At 48.3% G+C, this 18,618-nt stretch carries 17 protein-coding genes and 8 tRNA genes; 24 read left to right on the plus strand and 1 reads right to left on the minus strand.

Going from position 1 to position 18,618, the window contains the following annotated elements; translation table 11 throughout:
- Nucleotides 1-14: 14 nt before the first annotated feature.
- From KNO79_RS00005 to KNO79_RS00120, 24 genes are all read left to right on the plus strand, one after another.
- A tRNA-Asn gene (locus KNO79_RS00005) sits at nt 15-89 on the plus strand.
- 5 nt (nt 90-94) lie between these two features.
- Nucleotides 95-169: transfer RNA gene (locus KNO79_RS00010), tRNA-Glu, on the plus strand.
- A 4-nt stretch (nt 170-173) separates the two neighbouring features.
- Nucleotides 174-249 (plus strand) — tRNA-Val (locus KNO79_RS00015).
- A gap of 31 nt (nt 250-280) precedes the next feature.
- Nucleotides 281-353 (plus strand) — tRNA-Thr (locus KNO79_RS00020).
- 6 nt (nt 354-359) lie between these two features.
- Nucleotides 360-443, plus strand: a tRNA-Tyr gene (locus KNO79_RS00025).
- 5 nt (nt 444-448) lie between these two features.
- Nucleotides 449-524, plus strand: a tRNA-Lys gene (locus KNO79_RS00030).
- 6 nt (nt 525-530) lie between these two features.
- Nucleotides 531-605 (plus strand) — tRNA-Gly (locus KNO79_RS00035).
- 18 nt (nt 606-623) lie between these two features.
- A tRNA-Ala gene (locus KNO79_RS00040) sits at nt 624-699 on the plus strand.
- A gap of 201 nt (nt 700-900) precedes the next feature.
- Nucleotides 901-1,803: an arginase gene (gene rocF / locus KNO79_RS00045; protein WP_074035370.1), complete on the plus strand. Its 903-nt coding sequence runs from the start codon at nt 901-903 to the stop codon at nt 1,801-1,803.
- 130 nt (nt 1,804-1,933) lie between these two features.
- Nucleotides 1,934-2,509 (plus strand): RNA polymerase sigma factor SigW, encoded by a 576-nt coding sequence (sigW, locus tag KNO79_RS00050; RefSeq protein WP_012727640.1) that lies wholly within the window; start codon nt 1,934-1,936, stop codon nt 2,507-2,509.
- A complete protein-coding gene (locus tag KNO79_RS00055) occupies nt 2,506-3,141 on the plus strand; it encodes an RseA family anti-sigma factor (RefSeq protein ID WP_078147861.1) in 636 nt (211 codons plus the stop codon). The genes sigW and KNO79_RS00055 overlap by 4 nt, the downstream gene beginning before the upstream one ends.
- A 127-nt stretch (nt 3,142-3,268) precedes the next feature.
- Nucleotides 3,269-4,129, plus strand: a complete 861-nt coding sequence (cdaA, locus tag KNO79_RS00060) for a diadenylate cyclase CdaA (protein ID WP_012727638.1) — start codon at nt 3,269-3,271, stop codon at nt 4,127-4,129.
- Nucleotides 4,130-5,410, plus strand: a complete 1,281-nt coding sequence (locus KNO79_RS00065; protein WP_196431523.1) for a CdaR family protein — start codon at nt 4,130-4,132, stop codon at nt 5,408-5,410.
- A 36-nt stretch (nt 5,411-5,446) separates the two neighbouring features.
- Nucleotides 5,447-6,805: a phosphoglucosamine mutase gene (gene glmM, locus KNO79_RS00070; RefSeq protein ID WP_078147859.1), complete on the plus strand. Its 1,359-nt coding sequence runs from the start codon at nt 5,447-5,449 to the stop codon at nt 6,803-6,805.
- Between the two features lie 358 nt (nt 6,806-7,163).
- Nucleotides 7,164-8,960 carry a glutamine--fructose-6-phosphate transaminase (isomerizing) gene (glmS, locus tag KNO79_RS00075; protein WP_211782064.1) on the plus strand — a complete coding sequence of 599 codons (1,797 nt, stop codon included), beginning with the start codon at nt 7,164-7,166 and terminating at the stop codon, nt 8,958-8,960.
- 140 nt (nt 8,961-9,100) lie between these two features.
- The gene (locus tag KNO79_RS00080) at nt 9,101-9,664 is read left to right on the plus strand and encodes a YdhK family protein (RefSeq protein WP_196431421.1); all 564 of its coding nucleotides are present in this window, start codon (nt 9,101-9,103) and stop codon (nt 9,662-9,664) included.
- Between the two features lie 113 nt (nt 9,665-9,777).
- The gene (locus KNO79_RS00085; RefSeq protein ID WP_196431420.1) at nt 9,778-10,257 is read left to right on the plus strand and encodes a DUF2975 domain-containing protein; all 480 of its coding nucleotides are present in this window, start codon (nt 9,778-9,780) and stop codon (nt 10,255-10,257) included.
- 10 nt (nt 10,258-10,267) lie between these two features.
- Nucleotides 10,268-10,486 carry a helix-turn-helix domain-containing protein gene (locus KNO79_RS00090; protein ID WP_012727632.1) on the plus strand — a complete coding sequence of 73 codons (219 nt, stop codon included), beginning with the start codon at nt 10,268-10,270 and terminating at the stop codon, nt 10,484-10,486.
- 81 nt (nt 10,487-10,567) lie between these two features.
- Nucleotides 10,568-11,254: a DUF975 family protein gene (locus KNO79_RS00095; RefSeq protein ID WP_196431419.1), complete on the plus strand. Its 687-nt coding sequence runs from the start codon at nt 10,568-10,570 to the stop codon at nt 11,252-11,254.
- Between the two features lie 69 nt (nt 11,255-11,323).
- Nucleotides 11,324-12,280 (plus strand): NAD(P)/FAD-dependent oxidoreductase, encoded by a 957-nt coding sequence (locus KNO79_RS00100; RefSeq protein ID WP_214690342.1) that lies wholly within the window; start codon nt 11,324-11,326, stop codon nt 12,278-12,280.
- A gap of 85 nt (nt 12,281-12,365) precedes the next feature.
- Nucleotides 12,366-12,809, plus strand: coding sequence for a MarR family winged helix-turn-helix transcriptional regulator (locus KNO79_RS00105; protein WP_078147853.1), 444 nt, complete (start codon nt 12,366-12,368; stop codon nt 12,807-12,809).
- Nucleotides 12,810-12,812: 3 nt separating this feature from the next.
- Entirely contained in the window at nt 12,813-15,467 is a 2,655-nt protein-coding gene (locus tag KNO79_RS00110; RefSeq protein WP_012727628.1) for an MMPL family transporter, read from the plus strand.
- Nucleotides 15,468-15,570: 103 nt separating this feature from the next.
- Nucleotides 15,571-15,855 carry a putative quinol monooxygenase gene (locus tag KNO79_RS00115; RefSeq protein ID WP_012727627.1) on the plus strand — a complete coding sequence of 95 codons (285 nt, stop codon included), beginning with the start codon at nt 15,571-15,573 and terminating at the stop codon, nt 15,853-15,855.
- A gap of 14 nt (nt 15,856-15,869) precedes the next feature.
- Nucleotides 15,870-16,754: a VOC family protein gene (locus tag KNO79_RS00120; RefSeq protein ID WP_214690343.1), complete on the plus strand. Its 885-nt coding sequence runs from the start codon at nt 15,870-15,872 to the stop codon at nt 16,752-16,754.
- Nucleotides 16,755-16,788: 34 nt separating this feature from the next.
- Here KNO79_RS00120 and KNO79_RS00125 read toward each other — a convergent pair whose 3' ends face one another.
- A complete protein-coding gene (locus tag KNO79_RS00125) occupies nt 16,789-18,603 on the minus strand; it encodes an LTA synthase family protein (RefSeq protein WP_214690344.1) in 1,815 nt (604 codons plus the stop codon).
- Between the last annotated feature and the right edge of the window lie 15 nt (nt 18,604-18,618).

Here is an 18,618-nt window from a genome sequence, read left to right on the forward strand (position 1 = left end):
CCAGGCAAGATCGTTCCGCAATAGCTCAGTGGTAGAGCAACCGGCTGTTAACCGGTAGGTCGTAGGTTCAAATCCTACTTGCGGAGCCAATTTAGGCCCGTTGGTCAAGCGGTTAAGACACCGCCCTTTCACGGCGGTAACACGGGTTCGAATCCCGTACGGGTCACCAATATGGAGGATTAGCTCAGCTGGGAGAGCACCTGCCTTACAAGCAGGGGGTCGGCGGTTCGATCCCGTCATCCTCCACCATCTTTATTTATTACATCAAACCTATATATATGCCGGTGTAGCTCAGTTGGTAGAGCATCTGACTTGTAATCAGAGGGTCGAGGGTTCGAATCCTTTCGCCGGCACTCCTCGGGGGGGTAGCGAAGTGGCTAAACGCGGCGGACTGTAAATCCGCTCCTTCGGGTTCGGCGGTTCGAATCCGCCCCCCCCCACCAGGTTTGAGCCATTAGCTCAGTTGGTAGAGCATCTGACTTTTAATCAGAGGGTCGCAGGTTCGAGCCCTGCATGGCTCACCATTTTTTGCGGAAGTAGTTCAGTGGTAGAATACGACCTTGCCAAGGTCGGGGTCGCGGGTTCGAATCCCGTCTTCCGCTCCATACTCTTATCCCTGTATTGGGGCCTTAGCTCAGCTGGGAGAGCGCCTGCCTTGCACGCAGGAGGTCAGCGGTTCGATCCCGCTAGGCTCCACCATATGTTTTTTTCTTAAGTTAGTGATGACTTAAGTTTTTTTTTGCCTAAAACCATGAACCATTCAATTGAGAGTACAGAGAAAGGCAGCCTGCCACCATTCAGGCTGCCTTTTTGCATGTTTATTCATAATATTGCCGAGTTGAACCAAACAAATGATAGCGTTTACAATTTGATTATCAAGTGTATAAAGGGGGAATGGCGATGCAATGGTCATATATTCACGTGCCGCTGCGTTATGGTCAGGGGAAATTAGGGGTCGATCAAGGACCGACAAAGTTAAATGAAATGGGGATGCAACAACTTCTTCCGACAGAAACGGTCAAACATACGATTCGTGTCTTGCCAGAATCTGAAATTCGAGAAAATGAAGAACACTTAAAACGGGTTGATGGTGTCTTGCATACCGTCACGGAATTGGCAGAAGTCGTACATCGTGAAATTTCGGAAAATCGATTCCCTTTGATCGTTGGGGGCGATCATAGTATGGCAATCGGTACTCTTGCTGGATTGGCTCAAACAGGTCCTTATGGAGTCATTTGGGTGGATGCTCACGCTGACTTAAATACAGGCGAAACATCACCGTCGGGGAATATTCACGGAATGCCACTTGCGGCAGCGATGGGGATGGGCGACGTGCGTCTGACAGAAGTGGGCGGACGTGATCCGAAGCTATCACCAGAGCATTTAGTTTATATTGCCCTGCGTGATATCGATGAAGGAGAAATGAATGAAATCAATCGACTCGGCATCAAAGTCATTACAGTAGAAGAAGTACGTACGCGTGGCGTGGATGTCATCATGAAAGAGTCATTGAGTTATCTTCGTGAACGAGTAGACCGTTTTTATATCAGTTTCGATATGGATAGTCTCGATGCATCCCTCGTTCCTGGAACAGGTACACCGGTTGACGGCGGTTTAACAGAAGTCGAAGCCAAAGCGATTTTAAAAGAAGCGATGCAAGCAGAAGACTTGATCGCAGTAGAGCTCGTCGAGTTAAATCCGGCATTAGACCGGGATGACGTGACGGCTCAGTTGGCCTATCGCTTATGTGAAACGATTATAAAATCTAAAGAAAACCTGTTATTGGAAGGCGAAACCGTCTGATTTCCTTACAGTTTCCAAACCCGTTTGCTACAATGGGGATGGAAACTTTTTTTGATTTTTTTGAAACCATTTCAATATCAAGACGTATATAGAGATGACCGCATGTGTAGCGGAGAGGGGAAGTGGATTGATGGAACGGCTGACCACCCGTTTGGTTGATGAATTGAGGGCGGGGAATCACGATTCGTTTGCCGAACTGGTAGAACTATACAAGGATGGCGTCTTTGCAATCGCCTATAAAATTTTGTATGATCGTGGCGAAGCAGAGGACGCTGCCCAAGAGGCGTTCATTCGTGCCTATACACGAATCGATACGTACGACGCACAATATAAGTTCAAAACATGGCTCTATCGAATCACGACAAACGTTGCCATCGACCGATTGAGGAAGCGGAAGCCGGAATATTCGATGGATGCCGAAATTGCGGGTACAGACGGTTTGACTTATCAAGACCACTTAGCTGATGAAGCGCCCCAACCCGATGCCCAAGTGGTTCATCGCGAAATTCGAAGTGAAATGCATGAGGCAATCAAGCAACTTCCAGACAAATATCGCATTCCGTTATTATTAAAATATGTAGATGATTTGTCGCTTAAAGAAATCAGCGTGATGATCGACATGCCGGTCGCAACGGTTAAGACAAGGATCTTCCGGGGAAGAGAAATGTTAAAAACAATCTTTCAAAATAGGGAGGGGTTCAATTGACTCCTGAAGAAAAAGTACAACAATATTTGGAAGATGGCGTTTTGCCCGAAGAATCTGACGAATTGCGTCAATTGTTAGAGGACGATGAATTATATGAATCGTATCTACAATATGAACGAATCGACGCAGAACTGAAAGCATTGCCTCGTCCAAAGTTATCAGCAGATTTTACGGCCCGAGTGATGGCCGCTTTACCTGAAACTCCTGTACAAACAGCACCTGATCCCGTCGTACCGTTTTCAAAATCAGTTCGAAAAGAACGCAAACCGCACTCGAAACAAATGCAATGGTTGCAACGGCACCCAGGTTTGATTGCGGCCGTACTGTTCTTTAGTTTGATGTCTAGTGCGACACTCGGACTATGGAGCAGCGCTTCAGAGACGATGACCTATACAAAAGTACCAGGTGTGATCGTATCTGAGAATGAAGTCATTGTCCCGGCCGGTGTCACGGTTGAAAAAGACATCACGGTCCAAGGTGGCGATTTACGGATTGAAGGTACTGTCAATGGGAACGCGACAGCCGTCAATGGTCGTGCCTATTTAGCAAGTGCCGGTCAAGTGACAGGTGAACTCGAACAGATCGATCAGATGTTCGAATGGATTTGGTACTCGATGAAACAACTTTTCTAAAGACGCTTCCGGCGTCTTTTTTTCGTTTCAATCTGGTTTCGTTTTGACGTGACGCAATGCGTATCTATAGAAATGATGATATAATGGAATTTGCACGATTTAGCTAGGTAGTTGAGGAGGGGAGCATTTGCCGCTACTTGAACAAGTATCATTTTTCTCATTTTTAAATCTTTCAGAAAACGTACATTGGTACGATTATTTGAATGATGTTTTAGATATCGTCGTCGTCACGTATGTCATTTACAAGTTGATGATGATTGTGCGTGGGACAAAAGCAGTACAATTAATTAAAGGGATTTCCATCATTCTAGTCAGTTGGTTCTTGAGCGGTTTCTTCGGATTGAAGACGCTCCAGTTCTTGCTAAATCAGGTGATCACGTACGGTCTCCTCGGAATTATCATCATTTTTCAGCCAGAGTTGAGACGTGGTCTTGAACATCTCGGACGAACGAGTAACTTATTCAGTCGTACGGGAACAAGTGATGAGGAGCAACAACGACAAATGATTGAAGCCATCGTCAGTTCCGCACAGTACATGTCAAAACGGCGAATCGGTGCATTGATTGCGATTGAACGTGATACGGGATTGAACGAGTATGTGGAGACCGGCATTCGTATGGACTCGCATATCACATCCCAGTTGATTATTAACTTATTCATTCCGAATACGCCGCTTCATGATGGCGCGATGATTATTCAGGACGGGAAAATTGCGGCGGCAGCTTGCTATTTACCGCTTTCGGAAAGCCCGCACATCGATAAAGCACTCGGGACACGTCACCGAGCAGCCATCGGGGTCAGTGAAGTGACGGATAGCGTCACTCTTACCGTCTCAGAAGAAACGGGAGCAGTCTCACTTGCAATCGCGGGCCGCTTGTATCGGGAACTAGACGAAGAAGCGCTTCGCAATAAATTAATTCAAGAACTCGTCATCGAAGAAAAAGAGGCGACCCTCTCGTTCTTCGGCAAAAAAGGAGGGGATAAGTAAGTGATTGATCAGTGGTTACAACATAAGTGGTTTCTCCGCTTCATCGCACTTGCTTTAGCCGTCCTTTTATACTTAATGGTCGCTGAGACCAGTTCTTCGAATAACGCATCTAGCGCATTGCCAATCGTCGGACAAAGTTCCATGACGCTCGATGTGCCGGTCGAAGTGTTTTTTGATGAGGTCCAGTATGTCGCATATAATGTTCCGGAAGAGATGGGTGTCGAGCTTCAAGGGCCATCTAGTAGTTTAACGATGACGAAATTGGTGAAAGATTATCAAGTGTTCGTCGATTTGACCAATCTTGGCACCGGATTCCATCGTGTCCCGGTCGAAGCGCGTGGATTTGGCGGAGACGTCAATGTCAAACTAGATCGAGAGACTGTCGAAATCTATATCGATCGGAAACAAACGATTGAAGTCCCTGTGTCCGTGAATCTGTTGAACAAAGATCAATTACCGGACGGAAAAGTCGCGGGCGATGTCGAAATCGAACCGTCGACTGTAAAAGTCACAGGTGGTGCGAGTCGGATTCAAAACGTCAAAGAAATCACGTTGAATGTGGATGTTGCCAATCAAAGTCAGACGTTCACACGAGAAATTCCACCGACCATTTTAGATGCGAATGGAAATCCGTTGAACGTGTCGGTCGATCCGAATATCATCAATGTCACCGTACCGATTTATGACGAGAGCGCGATGATTCCAATCGAGGTCGTCACGAGCGGAGAGGTGGCAGACGATTTCCGCTTAGTTGATACGTTGCTAGGTGAGACGGAAGTCCGTGTCTTTGCACCAAAAGCGGTGCTAGATGAACTCCAGCAAGTGGAGACAGAACCGATTGAACTTGACGATTTAACGAAGTCGGGAAAAGTGACCGCTACCCTTCGTCTTCCGGAAGGAGTGACTTCACTCGGTAAAAAAGAAGTAGAAGTCCAGGTGCTCGTTCGTCCAAATGATGAGACGAAAGATGACACGGGTGAATTGACAGAGCGGATTCGGTTGACCGTCCCCATCACTGTCCGTGGATATGACCGGACGAATTACACGATTCAAACGCAAGAAGTGGTCAGCGTGACGCTCTCGGGCAAACGTTCCCTTCTTGAAAGCATCTCATCAAACAGTGTCAACGTGACGTTAGATCTTACCGGATTGCCGAGCGGAACACATGCGGTCGATGCAGATTATGAAGTACCAAAAGGCGTGACCGTGATCTCGCCAAAGACAATCGATGTTCAATTGACGAGTGTCGATGAAGAAACAGAAACATCTTCCATTCAATAAAGATGTTCAATCATACAAAAGTGAGGATTTAATCTTATGGGTAAATATTTTGGAACAGATGGAGTTCGCGGTGTTGCCAACTCTGAGTTAACTGCGGAATTAGCATATCGTTTAGGTCGTGCGGGTGGCTACGTGTTGTCGAAACATTTGCCAGAAGGCGAGCAGCCGAAAGTGTTGATCGGTCGTGACACACGGATTTCGGGACATATGCTTGAAGGTGCATTGATTGCGGGTCTTCTCTCAATCGGTGCAGAAGTGATGCGTCTCGGTGTCATTTCAACACCTGGAGTCGCTTACTTGACGAAATCGCTCGACGCGACGGCAGGTGTCATGATTTCAGCATCGCATAACCCTGTGGCGGATAACGGAATCAAATTCTTCGGTAGCGATGGTTTCAAATTAGACGATGCGACCGAGCAAGAAATTGAAGACATCTTAGATGCTGCAGAAGATACGCTCCCGCGTCCGACAGGTAAAGATCTCGGTTTCGTATCGGATTACTACGAAGGCGCGCAAAAGTATCTTCAAATGTTGAAACAAACGGTAGAAGAAGATTTTGATGGTCTTCACATCGCACTCGACTGTGCACATGGAGCGACGAGTGGCCTTGCGGCTCGACTGTTTGCAGACTTAGAAGCAAACGTGTCGACGATCGGAAACTCGCCAAACGGTTTAAATATCAATGAAGGTGTCGGGTCGACACACCCTGAGCATTTGGCTGAATTCGTCCGTGAAAAAGGAGCGGACATGGGCCTTGCCTTTGATGGGGATGGAGACCGTTTGATTGCGATTGACGAGAACGGTGAAATCGTCGACGGAGACAAGATCATGTATATTTGCGGGAAATACTTGAGTGAAAAAGGGCGTCTCAAAGACAACACGATTGTCGCGACGGTCATGAGTAACCTTGGTTTCCATAAAGCCGTTGAAGAAGCGGGCATGACGGCGCTTCAAACAGCAGTGGGTGACCGCTATGTCGTTGAAGAAATGAAAAAACATCAATATACACTCGGTGGCGAACAATCAGGTCATTTGATTTTCCTCGATCACTCGACAACGGGTGACGGTATGTTATCTGGTGTGCAATTGGCAGAAATCGTGAAATCGACAGGGCGTAAACTGTCTGAATTAGCGGCAGAGATGCCAGTTTATCCGCAAAAGCTCGTGAACATTCGTGTGACGAATAAAAACGATGCGATGAACGGAGAGCGTGTCTTGGCAACGATTCAAGAAGCGGAAGCGGAAATGGCCGGAAACGGTCGAATCCTCGTCCGTGCATCAGGTACAGAACCACTTGTTCGTGTCATGGCTGAAGCCCCGACAGCGGAAGAGTGTGACCGTTACGTTGAAAAAATCGCACAAGTCGTACGCGAAGATTACGGTGTAGACGGATAAAATTTTCAAAACCGGGAATAACACAAGGGAATCCACATCGGATTCCCTTTTTGTTTCCGTTTTGTCATCGAGAAAACAGCGGATTTTCTTGACGAATGGGGGTGTGATTTGTACTATTAAGAGCGTGACCTTGGAAACGGAAGGACACAAGAGTACGAACAAGCGCCAGAACTCTGCGGAGTTGACGAGGTTGGAGGTTATCGAGATTTCGGCGGATGCCTCCTCGTCGCCTGTCACGACGACAAACATGCTTTTAAAACGCCCGGGCGACCGGACGGACAAAGAAGCGTGTACTGACAGCTCTTAGAAAAAGCCCGTTTCCTTTTTCGAGAAATCGAAGAATAGAGGAGATTTGTTTATGTGTGGAATTGTAGGAATGATTGGGAATACCGGAGCGAAGGAAGTCCTTCTCAAAGGTCTTGAAAAACTCGAGTACCGTGGTTATGACTCGGCAGGTCTTGCGTTGATGCATGAGAATGTCAACGTTCACAAAGAAGTCGGTCGCATTGCTGCGCTACGCGAAATCATCCCAGCAGAAGTAGACGGCACGATTGGAATCGGCCACACACGTTGGGCAACACACGGGGTACCGAGCGTACCGAACGCCCACCCGCACCAAAGCACGACAGGACGCTTCACGCTCGTGCATAACGGCGTAATCGAGAACGACGAGCTCATCAAGAAGACGCTCGACGTTCCGTTCCTTTCAGAGACGGACACGGAAGTCATCGTCCAGCTCATGGAGAAGCACTTCGTCGAGCTCGGCGACGTCGAGGCGGCGTTCCGCAAGACGCTTTCGGACCTCCACGGTTCGTATGCGATCGCAATGATCGACTCAGAGGACAAAGAGCGCCTCTATATCGGGAAGAACAAGTCACCGCTCCTCGTCGGACTTGGTGACGGCACGTTCAACGTCGTCGCATCAGACGCGATGGCGATGCTCCAGGTGACAGACCAGTACCTCGAGCTCCACGATGGTGAGATCGTCATCCTCACACGTGAGTCGGCGACGATTAAGACGCTCGACGGCGAAGTACTCGAGCGTGCACCATACACGGCCGAGATCGATGCGTCAGACATCGAGAAGGGCACGTACGCGCACTACATGTTGAAAGAGATGGACGAACAGCCAGCCGTCATCCGTAACATCATCCAGCACTACCAGAACGAGAACGGCGACATCGAGCTCGCAGAAGGCGTGCGTGAACTCGTCTCGGAAGCAGACCGCGTCTATATCGTCGCATGTGGTACAAGTTACCACGCTGGTCTTGTCGGGAAGCAATTGATTGAGCGCGTTGCAGGTGTACCGACTGAAGTACACGTCGCATCAGAGTTCGGTTACAACATGCCACTTTTGACAGAGAAGCCACTCTTCCTCTTCATCTCACAATCAGGTGAGACAGCGGACAGCCGTGCCGTCCTCGTCGAAGTGAAAAAATTGGGCCATAAAGCGCTCACGTTAACGAACGTGGCAGGATCGACATTGTCACGTGAAGCGAACGAGACGATGCTCCTCCACGCAGGACCAGAGATCGCGGTCGCGTCGACGAAAGCATACACGGCACAGATTGCCGTCCTCGCAATTCTCGCATACGACATCGCTCGTGCGAACGGGAAGAAACTCCCGTTTGATCTCATGCAAGAACTTGCACTCGTTGCGACAACGATGGACTCGATCATGGCACAAAAAGAAATCTTTGAAGAGCTTGCAGATAAGTTCTTGAAAGAGTCACGTAACGCATTCTTCCTCGGACGTGGATTGGATTCATATGTAGGTCTCGAAGGCGCATTGAAGCTGAAAGAGATTTCATATATCCAAGCAGAAGGGTACCCAGGTGGGGAACTCAAGCACGGTCCGATCGCCTTGATTGAAGACGGGACACCAGTCATCACGCTCGTGTCTCAACCAAACACACACCTCAACATCCGTGGAAACATCAAGGAAGTTGTGGCGCGTGGTGCCATCGCATGTACGATTTCAATGGAAGGAATGGAGCATGAGAACGACGCATTCGTTCTTCCACGTGTTGAACCACTTCTCACGCCACTCGTGACGGTTCTTCCACTTCAACTCATCTCGTACTATGCAGCACTTGCTCGTGACTGCGATGTCGACAAGCCACGTAACTTGGCGAAGTCTGTAACGGTTGAATAATGTTCAAGACCAAAATCTTTCGGGATTTTGGTCTTTTTTGTTGCAATGAGTTAACAAATCATCGTAATGTTCTCAAATATGTCTGTTCATTCTCCGGAACGGGTACACTCAACATGAAAATGAAGAGAAGGAGAGATTCGATGAAACAGAAGAAATGGATGACAGGTCTCGGTGTCATGATTCTCGCGACATCATTGGCCGCTTGTGGGGATACGGTAGAGGACACATCGATGGAGATGTCAGAAGAGCAAAGCATGGACCATTCAGCGATGGATCACTCCGGGTCTGGAGAAGTTCCAGACGGGCTGAAGGAAGCCAGTGATCCGACGTATCCAGTCGGATCAACCGCGATGATGACAGCGGATCACATGCCGGGCATGGAAGGCGTGGAGGCGACGATTGTCGGTGCATATGATACGACGGTCTACGCCGTCAGCTATACACCGACTACAGGTGGTGACCCGGTAGAGGATCACAAATGGGTGATTCACGAAGAACTGGATAATCCGGACGAGGCGCCGTTGTCTGAAGGGGATGAGGTCGTATTGGCTGCCGACCATATGGAAGGGATGGACGGCGCAGAAGCGACTATCGATACAGTGGAAGAGACGACCGTTTACATGGTTGATTACACGACTGAAGACGGAGAAGAGGTCACAAATCATAAATGGGTGACCGAAAGTGAATTAGAAGCAATGAAATGAATGAAGTAGACCTCGAGTACATCTCGAGGTCTATTTTTTCGATAAATATTTATTGATAAACGATAAAAACGGGCGTATGATAAAAGAAATAAAATGAGTGAGGTGTATGACAGGTGAAACGAGAAACCGTCTTTTTAAAACTATCGGTGATTGTCTTAGCTCTCCCGATTCTTGCGGCCTGTATCTTTTTACTCCCTTTCCTTTGGCGAGAGGCGGTGGAGAGCGGAGGATGGATTGCAAATTCGATGCGACCGATTATTGGAGGGATGTATGTAGCAGCGATTCCCTTTTTCGTTGCCTTGTCACAGTCATTCATCTTACTTGGATTGATTGACCGGAATGAGGCATTCTCCTATCGGGCGGTGAAAGCACTTCGGATCATTAAATATTGTGCGCTGACCATCACGGCCATCTATATGGCGACACTCCCGTTCTTCTATTGGTTCGCTGAGCGTGACGACTCGCCAGGATTTTTAGTCATCGGATTCGTCTTCGTCTTCGCCGCATTTGTCATTGCGGTTTTTGCTGAGTTGTTACAGAAACTATTGAAGCGCGCCATCGACATGAAACAAGAAATCGATTTGACGGTCTGAGGTGAGAGAAATGGCGATGATTGTGAATCTGGATGTGATGTTGGCGAAACGAAAAATGAGTGTGACGGAACTGTCGGAGCGAGTCGGGATTACGATGGCGAACTTGTCGATTTTAAAAAACGGGAAGGCCAAAGCGATTCGTTTTTCGACACTTGAAGCGATTTGCGAAGCACTCGACTGTCAACCGGGAGACATATTGGAATATCGAGCGGACGAGCGAGCAGAGTGAATCTCTGCTTTTTTATATGAATTTGAAACGTGTTCTTACTATGCTCCGTATATAAAGGTATCAGTCAGGGGGAGATGTAGAATGATTCAAACATGGACGGAACGGACACATGAGGCCTTGAAAGGAAGAACGGGGAAACTCATCGGTTGGTCTTTTGCAATGGCGATATTAGTAGAAGTGTGGCTTATGATAGATCCGACATATTACGGGATCCAACACAGTTCTACTATTCTTATGATGATCAGTGTGATTGGACTCATCCTATATGTGATGTCTCTTCCGATGTATGTCGGATACAGCTGGGTCATTTTAGATACGGTGCGAAATAAGGAATTGCATTTTCAAGATGTATTTAAACCGTTTCGGAAGAATTACCGCTTAAATTTGGCCACATTCCTACTCATGGTTCTCTTCCAACTATTGTGGGGGCTGCTTCTAATCGTTCCAGGAATCATAAAGTACTTTTCTTACGCATTCACTTTCTTTATATTGCGAGATGAGCCTCATTTGTCCCCAACAGAAGCAATTACAAAATCTCGTGGGATGATGCGTGGACAGAAATGGGAAGCATTTAAATTGATCCTGCCAATGATTCCGGTCTTTTTGACGGGTTTCACGCTGAGTATTGTTTTCAAATTACCGATTTTGTCATCCTGGTCACTGTTAGTTGCGACTTCCCTTGTTCGCCCGTTAGTCGTTGCGCGCTTCGCTGTCATGTATGAAGACACGCGTCGGGCTTACGACGAACAATGGAACAAGCCAGCCTGAAGCATATCAAACAGAGGGGAAATTGAATGAACGTGCTACAATCTTCATGAAGAGAAAGGGGAATGCGGAATGAAGATTGGGATCATCGGGGCCGGTCTGAGCGGAATCATCGCAGCGCGTGAACTCGTGTGTCAAGGTCATGACGTCGAACTGATTGAAAAGAGTCGAAGCGTCGGGGGACGCTTGGCGACGCGTCGAATCGGTGATGGACGGGCAGACCATGGCGCGGTATATTTCACGGTGCGTGGAGAAGAGCTCGAACGAGAGGTACAGTCGTGGATGAATGCAAACTGGGTGCGGGTCTGGTATGCCGACCCTTATCCACGTTATGTCGCGATTGATGGGATGAATGCACTTGCTAAGCGTTTGTCTGAAGATTTGACCGTACAATTGAATGAACGGGTGGAGAACGTTCAAGTAGAAGAAGACGGAACCGTCACAGTCAAGACAGACGTGACGACACGTTCCTATGATCGACTCGTGATGACGGCACCGCTTCCACAGTCGTTCGATTTGCTTGGAGATTTAGCTGTCGATGTCGAGCCCGCGTTACGTCGTCTTATATATTCGCCGACGTTCGTCGGTCTTTTTGAATGTGCCGGTGATGTGCAGATTGGAGCAGACGGTATTCTCGATCAAGAACTGGTACCTGGTGTATTAAAAATCGTCGATAATCGGCAAAAAGGCATCTCTGCGACACCACTCGTAAATGTCTATATGGAAGAGGCGTGGAGTGAGGACTGGTATGAGCGACCAGAAGCGGAGACACTTGCAGAAGTTGAGCGGTTATTCCGAGAGGAAGTTGGCGATATCAATCTCGTGTCAAAACAATTGAAACGCTGGCGTTACGCGCAAGCGAAAGACGTATGGCATGAACCGTTTTATCAAGTAAGCCGTCATCCCATCTATTTAGCAGGGGACATCTTCCTTGAGTCCGATGATCCATCCGGACGAACGCGATTCGAAAGTGCCTATCTGTCTGGGTTACGTGTGGCAGAAACCATCGAAAAGAACATGGACCGATAAGGGCACTCCTTATCGGTCTTTTTATTTGACGCCATTTAGTTTAGGGCATAAACTATAATCATCTAGTTTAGGGGGTAAATTAAAAATGAAAGCATTGATGCGCGAAGCGGTGCAGTTGTTTGAAGAAGTGATGTTCCATGGGACGGAACATGTCATCGAAGCGATGGAAGGGGACGTATGGCGCGAGTATTCGCGCGAACAGCTCCAACTGTTGAAGTTACTCGATCAGTTTGGACCAACTCCGGCTGGGCAACTGGCACAAAAGCAAGGTGTCCATAAAAGTGCGGTCTCGAATCGCCTGAAAAAGTTGGTCGAAAAAGGACTCGTCACGAGTCGACGAGGACAAGACCAACGCGAGCGATTGATTGAATTGACCCCAGAAGGGAAACGGCTCGTCGAAGAAGTGGACGGTGCCGTCTATCGATATGTGGAATCCCTCATCGATGGAGAAGTAGACGAAATTGAAATCGAGCAGTTTGTTCGGACGTTCCGAAAAATAAAGCAATTGCTCCGAATCGGGGAGGAATAACACATGCATAAAATCATTCAATGGCGCTGGGGAATTTTCATTTCCCTCATCGTATTGACGGCAGCATTATTTGTCGCAGCACCGAACTTAACGAAACAAGCAGAAGAGGCAGGGAGCTTCCAACTTGCGGACGACATGGACTCACAACGCGCACAAGCGATTTTAGATGAAGCCGGGAAGAGTGACAAGACCATCTCCCTCGTCTATGAGTTTGAATCAATCGGAGAGACGGAGCGAACAGATGTCGCGCGTGTCATCGAAGAACTTAAACAAAATGAAACGGTCGTGACAGATGTTCTCGATCCGTTCGAAAACGAGGAGACAGAGGCACAGCTTGTCTCGGAAGACGGACGCATCGTCCTCGTCCCCATCACGGTAGAAGGTACGACGGAAGAAATCAATGCGTTTGCTGATGATGTCCGTGAAAACGTGCTCCCGCAAGAGGAGACAGTATATATCACCGGGGAAGAAATCATTAACAATGATGTGAATCTAAGTGCACAGGAAGGGTTGAAAAAGACAGAAATCATCACGGTCGTGTTGATTTTTGGATTACTCCTTCTCGTCTTCCGTTCCATCGTGACCCCGTTCATCCCGCTCATCGCGGTCGGATTCACTTATCTATTGAGTCAATCCTTTGTCGCGTTCTTCGTGGATTGGTTCGGGTTCCCGGTGTCCAACTACACGCAGATCTTCCTTGTCGCCATCTTGTTCGGGATTGGGACAGACTACTGTATCCTGCTTCTTAGCCGTTATAAAGAAGAACTCAGTGCAGGACATGCCATCGAAGACGCCATCGTCAATACGTACAAGACGGCAGGACGGACGGTCCTCATCAGTGGACTCGCGGTCTTCGTCGGTTTTGCCGCCATCGGATTTGCTGATTTTCCAATCTTTAAATCAGCGGTCGCCGTCGCAGTCGGGATTGCGGTGTTGCTGCTGATTCTCTTCACGGTCGTCCCATTCTTCATGGCGACGCTCAAACAGCGACTGTTTTGGCCGTCGAAAAAGGCAGGCGAGCATCATGACAGCAAGCTTTGGGCTAGCTTGAGCCGATTGTCGGTCAATCGCCCGTTCGTATCGATTTTGGTCGTCGGGTTGATTACAGTACCTGTCTTATTCACATATGACGATGCCCGTTCGTTCAATACGGTCGATGAGATTGGAGACGGGTACGATTCGGTTCGTGGACTGAATTTGATCTCAGAAGGGTTCGGTCAAGGGGAATCCCTTCCGGTACAAGTCATTTTGAGACAAGATCAAGCCATTACAGAATCAGAAGTTCCCTATATCGAAAAGTTTGCAAGTGAGCTTGAAAAAGTCGAAGGTGTGAATGGTGTCCGTGCGCTCACACGTCCTACTGGTGAAGTCATCGACGATTTTTATGTCGATACGCAGCTCAGTGAAGTCAGCGATGGCTTGTCTGAAGCGCAGACGGGTCTCGGGGATGTTCAAACTGGATTGGATGAGATTGAGCAAGGATTGAACGGGATTGTTGGACAACTACCAAGCGGTTCAACCAATGCTGGGGCACCGCTTGCAGAAGCAGCAGCGGGACTAAATCAGTTGAATGGTCAACTTGGTCTCATTGGGCAAGGATTGACAGCGACTCAAAACATCCCGGCCGCAGTCGGACAGCTCGGTCAAGTATCAGCTGGCCTCACACAAATTGAGTCAGGAATCAACGAAGCGGCGTCCGCATTAAATGCACAAGGTTCTCAGGTCGGTGAACTTGGTAGCGGGTTAGCGCAACTGGCGACAGGTGTCGCGGAAGCGAACGACGGGCTAGGACAAATTGAGTCTGGTCTCGGCGAAGCCGTTTCGTTCTTACAACAGTTGAGTGAAGCAGATGCGCTTCGGGAGACAGGCGTGTATCTTCCGGAAGGGACGCTCACATCAGATGAGTTCTCACCTGCAGTCGAACGATATGTCTTCGATGAAGGAATGGCGACTCAGCTCGAGGTCGTCTTAGAGATGGACCCGTATTCGCCAGAAGCGATTGATACCGTTGAGACAATCAAAGAGACGATGAATCGTGCCGTGACGGGAACACCGTATGCGGATGCGACCATCGGATATGCCGGGATCTCAAGTATCAATAGCGATTTAAATGAAACATCGACGAACGATTTCAATCGAACGGTAGCCATCATGCTCGTGACGTTGTTCATCGTTTTGACAGCACTGTTCCGCTCGATGATCATGCCACTCTATATGATTGCTTCGCTTCTCTTGACGTACTATACGTCAGCGGCAATCACAGAGCTGATCTTTGTAGAAGGACTCGGCTATGACGGGATTAGCTGGGCCGTTCCGTTCTTTGGATTTGTCATGTTGATTGCCCTTGGAATTGACTACTCCATCTTCTTGTTAGATCGATTCCGGGAAGAAACAATCAATGGGAAGACGGTCCGTGAGGCGCTCATCCACTCGATGACGAAGATGGGTACCGTCATTATGACAGCCGCGGTCATCCTCGCCGGGACGTTCGGTGCCATGATTCCGTCAGGCGTGCTCAGTCTCGTCCAGATCGCGACAATCGTCATCACCGGTTTGTTATTGTATGGCTTGATTGTGTTACCCCTCTTGATCCCAGCCATTACGATTTCATTTGGCGATGGTGTCTGGTGGCCATTCCGACAAAAGAAAAAGTCATAAGCAGAAACGGATGTCTCGTATGATGAGATATCCGTTTTTTGGGATAGATTGTAGTGGATTCGGGAACAGAAAGGCAGGTCCATTATCTAAGGAGGAATACTGTATGGAAATCGTCATTACTGCAATCTTGAAAGCCCATCCCGGAAAAGAAGAGGCGTTACGTGACGCGCTGTACCGTGTGATTCCGCCGTCGCGTGCGGAAGAAGGATGTCTCGCGTACGTTCTTCACGAGGCGATCGATTCACCAGGTACGTTTGTCTTCTATGAAAAGTATAAGGATGAAAATGCACTCAATCACCATATCCAGTCGTCGCACTATCAGGCGTATCGTGATGAAGCCGGGGAGCTTCTCGCCGTCCGTGAGGTCTATCGTTTGCATGAAGTCTGAAAGGAGATATTCTCATGATTACGCAACCCGTGATTCCATGTATTTGGTTTGAGCAGGACGTTGAAGAGATTGCCGAGTGGTATGTATCCATCTTTCCAGATTCGTTTGTCGACTATACGACGAGATTTTCAAGTTCACCAGCAGGCGATACGACGATTGTGACGCTATCACTCGCTGGACAATTCTTTCAGTTGCTTGGGGGAGGGACGGTGCAAGAACGGAATCCGTCCATTTCCTACATGGTGTCGCTTCCGACGACGGAAGAAATCAATGCGCTTTGGGAACGATTATCTGACGGAGCGGATATCTTGATTCCATTAGACACTTACGACTTCAGTCAGCGTTATGGGTGGTTGCAGGACCGCTACGGGGTTTCTTGGCAAATCATGCATGATGGCGGGATGGACATTCAGCTCGTGACGCCATGTCTATTGTTTGTCAAAGAAGCGTTCGGTCGTGCCGAGGCGGCGATGAACGATTGGATCTCTATTTTCAAAGATTCATATGTATTGGACGGACATACGGTACGATACACGGAAGAAGACGGGGACGAGCTTGACGGGAAAATCAACTATGCTCGTTTCGTCTTATCCGGTCGAGAATTTGTCGTGATGGACAGTAATGAAAATCATACATTTTCGTTTAACGAGACCCAGTCGCTCATCGCTTTTTGTGAGTCGCAAGAAGAAGTCGATTCGTACTGGGAGCGGCTATCGGCTGTACCGGAAGCAGAGGAGTGTGGTTGGCTGAAAGATCGCTATGGTGTCTCCTGGCAAATCATCCCGTGGGAAATGGAAGAGATGATGACGGTAGGTTCGCAAGAGCAGATTGAACAGGTCGTACAGGCATGTCTGCCCATGAAAAAGCTTGATATCGCGACGTTGCGTAAAGCTTACTAAACAAAACTCCCGAGACAAATGCTCGGGAGTTTTTTCATGGACTCATTTGCGAGAGGGCATCTTTCTCGATGATGGTATCCGAGAGCCGGAGCTGACTGGCCGCGCGGTCGATGTAAGGGGCGCATCGATCGAATGCGACTTGTTCTTCCGTCTCAATGGAATAGCATGTGCCGTTACCAGCACGTTCGGTCAAGTCTGGTTCATAGTAATGATCTTCGTATCGGAAAGCGCCCGTCCGAAAGACGGTTAGATTTGACGTATCATTCAATAAGGAGTCGCCAAGCATATATGCTGGAGAGATTCCAAGTAAATCGAGAATCGTCGGGGCGATATCGATTTGTCCACCACTCGCCTCCATGACTTCTCCTGTCGTCGGTCCAGGTGGTTTGATGAAGAGAGGGACAGCACGGTCAAGTTGAAACGCGTCAACCGTCGAGTTCACTTCTTCGAGGGTAGCCATCTCTTCTCCTGGTGCCGTCAGACCGCTATCGTGGTCACCATACATGACGAGAAGCGTCTCATCCCAGAAACCATCTTGTTTCAATCGTTCGATGAACTGACCGACAGCGGCATCGACGAAATGAACGGTATGGTAATAGTTTTCGAGAAGGGGATCGTCGATATCAGATAGGTCCAACCGCTTCTCGTCTTCCGGGATATCGTACGGTGTATGACTCGTTAAAGCGACTAAAAATGCGTAAAATGGTTCATCCAACTCTTCCATAAATCCGACCGACGTATTTAAGAATTCCTGATCGTTGAGTGCCATCCCGATGATTCCTTGATCGGGGTAGTCTTTGTCGCTAAAGAAATGATTGAACCCGATATTGTCATAAAAGTCATCGCGATTCCAAAAGTCTTTTCGGAACGAATGCATGGCTGCCGTATCGTAGCCCGCCTCATTCAAGGATTGAGAGAGCGCGCTGAATTGATTTCCCGGGAAACGCGTGTAGACGGAACCAGATTTGACAGGATAAAGTGACGTGTTGACGATGAACTCTGCATCAGACGTTCGCCCTTCATGCGTTTGATGATACACGTTCGGGAAGTAAAGCATGTCACGTCGCAGTCGGTTCAAATTCGGGGTCAGTTCCTGTCCATCAATCTGTTGATCGATGACGGATGTTTGGAATGATTCGAGTTGTAAAACGATAACGTTCGTATCTGGACTTGGGGCACTTAATTCTTGATAAGAGAGTGCTTGAATTTGAGAACGCTCTTCGTCTGTCAGGGCTTCGTTCCATCCCATAGCACGTTCGACGCCTCGGGCGACATCCATCGCGTGATAGCCCCAAAATCCAAGATGATAGTATTCACGCATATTCGAGATGGGGTCATCTGCGATCCACTTTTCTCCACGCTGAAAACTGAGGGTGAGCGGGATTGTGAAGAGAAGGAATCCGAGTGCGAAGCCAGCGAGCGCCAATCGTCTTCCGTTCCGCTTCCCTTCACGGACAGGATGACGTTTCATATAACGCAAAATCAAACCGTAGATGATGAGGTCGATGAAGAAGAACGCATCGATTGGGCGGATGAGCGTCAAGAAGCCACCCCCGACATCTCCCATCTGCCCGATATCAGATAGTAAGGCGACGGATAATAAGTCTTCAAAATAGCGATAGTACCAGACGTCCGAGACGAGCAGGGTACTGTGCAGGAACAGAGAAACGTATAAAATCCATCGGCGGATCGGATAAGACACGGCGAGTGCCCAACTCGTCAGGAGCAAAATCGTCGCCAAATTGATGAGGAAAAACGAGAAGTCGAACGCCGTCGCGGTCAACCAGCTAAAAAAGAAGAGCTTTGCCAGAGAGAGTGACAAGTAGCTCCAATAATCGAGATATTTCATTAGTGATCTCCTAAC

Source organism: Exiguobacterium sp. s43, from assembly GCF_018617255.1.
In the GTDB taxonomy this organism is placed as follows: Bacteria; Bacillota; Bacilli; order Exiguobacteriales; family Exiguobacteriaceae; genus Exiguobacterium; species Exiguobacterium profundum.

Bases quoted from the DNA above. Each gene is read 5' to 3' on its own strand.
- rocF (WP_074035370.1), top strand. From the start codon at position 901: ATGCAATGGTCATATATTCACGTGCCGCTGCGTTATGGTCAGGGGAAA.
- sigW (WP_012727640.1), top strand. From the start codon at position 1,934: ATGGAACGGCTGACCACCCGTTTGGTTGATGAATTGAGGGCGGGGAAT.
- glmM (WP_078147859.1), top strand. From the start codon at position 5,447: ATGGGTAAATATTTTGGAACAGATGGAGTTCGCGGTGTTGCCAACTCT.
- glmS (WP_211782064.1), top strand. From the start codon at position 7,164: ATGTGTGGAATTGTAGGAATGATTGGGAATACCGGAGCGAAGGAAGTC.
- KNO79_RS00080 (WP_196431421.1), top strand. From the start codon at position 9,101: ATGAAACAGAAGAAATGGATGACAGGTCTCGGTGTCATGATTCTCGCG.
- KNO79_RS00090 (WP_012727632.1), top strand. From the start codon at position 10,268: ATGGCGATGATTGTGAATCTGGATGTGATGTTGGCGAAACGAAAAATG.
- KNO79_RS00095 (WP_196431419.1), top strand. From the start codon at position 10,568: ATGATTCAAACATGGACGGAACGGACACATGAGGCCTTGAAAGGAAGA.
- KNO79_RS00100 (WP_214690342.1), top strand. From the start codon at position 11,324: ATGAAGATTGGGATCATCGGGGCCGGTCTGAGCGGAATCATCGCAGCG.
- KNO79_RS00105 (WP_078147853.1), top strand. From the start codon at position 12,366: ATGAAAGCATTGATGCGCGAAGCGGTGCAGTTGTTTGAAGAAGTGATG.
- KNO79_RS00110 (WP_012727628.1), top strand. From the start codon at position 12,813: ATGCATAAAATCATTCAATGGCGCTGGGGAATTTTCATTTCCCTCATC.
- KNO79_RS00115 (WP_012727627.1), top strand. From the start codon at position 15,571: ATGGAAATCGTCATTACTGCAATCTTGAAAGCCCATCCCGGAAAAGAA.
- KNO79_RS00120 (WP_214690343.1), top strand. From the start codon at position 15,870: ATGATTACGCAACCCGTGATTCCATGTATTTGGTTTGAGCAGGACGTT.
- KNO79_RS00125 (WP_214690344.1), bottom strand. From the start codon at position 18,603: ATGAAATATCTCGATTATTGGAGCTACTTGTCACTCTCTCTGGCAAAG.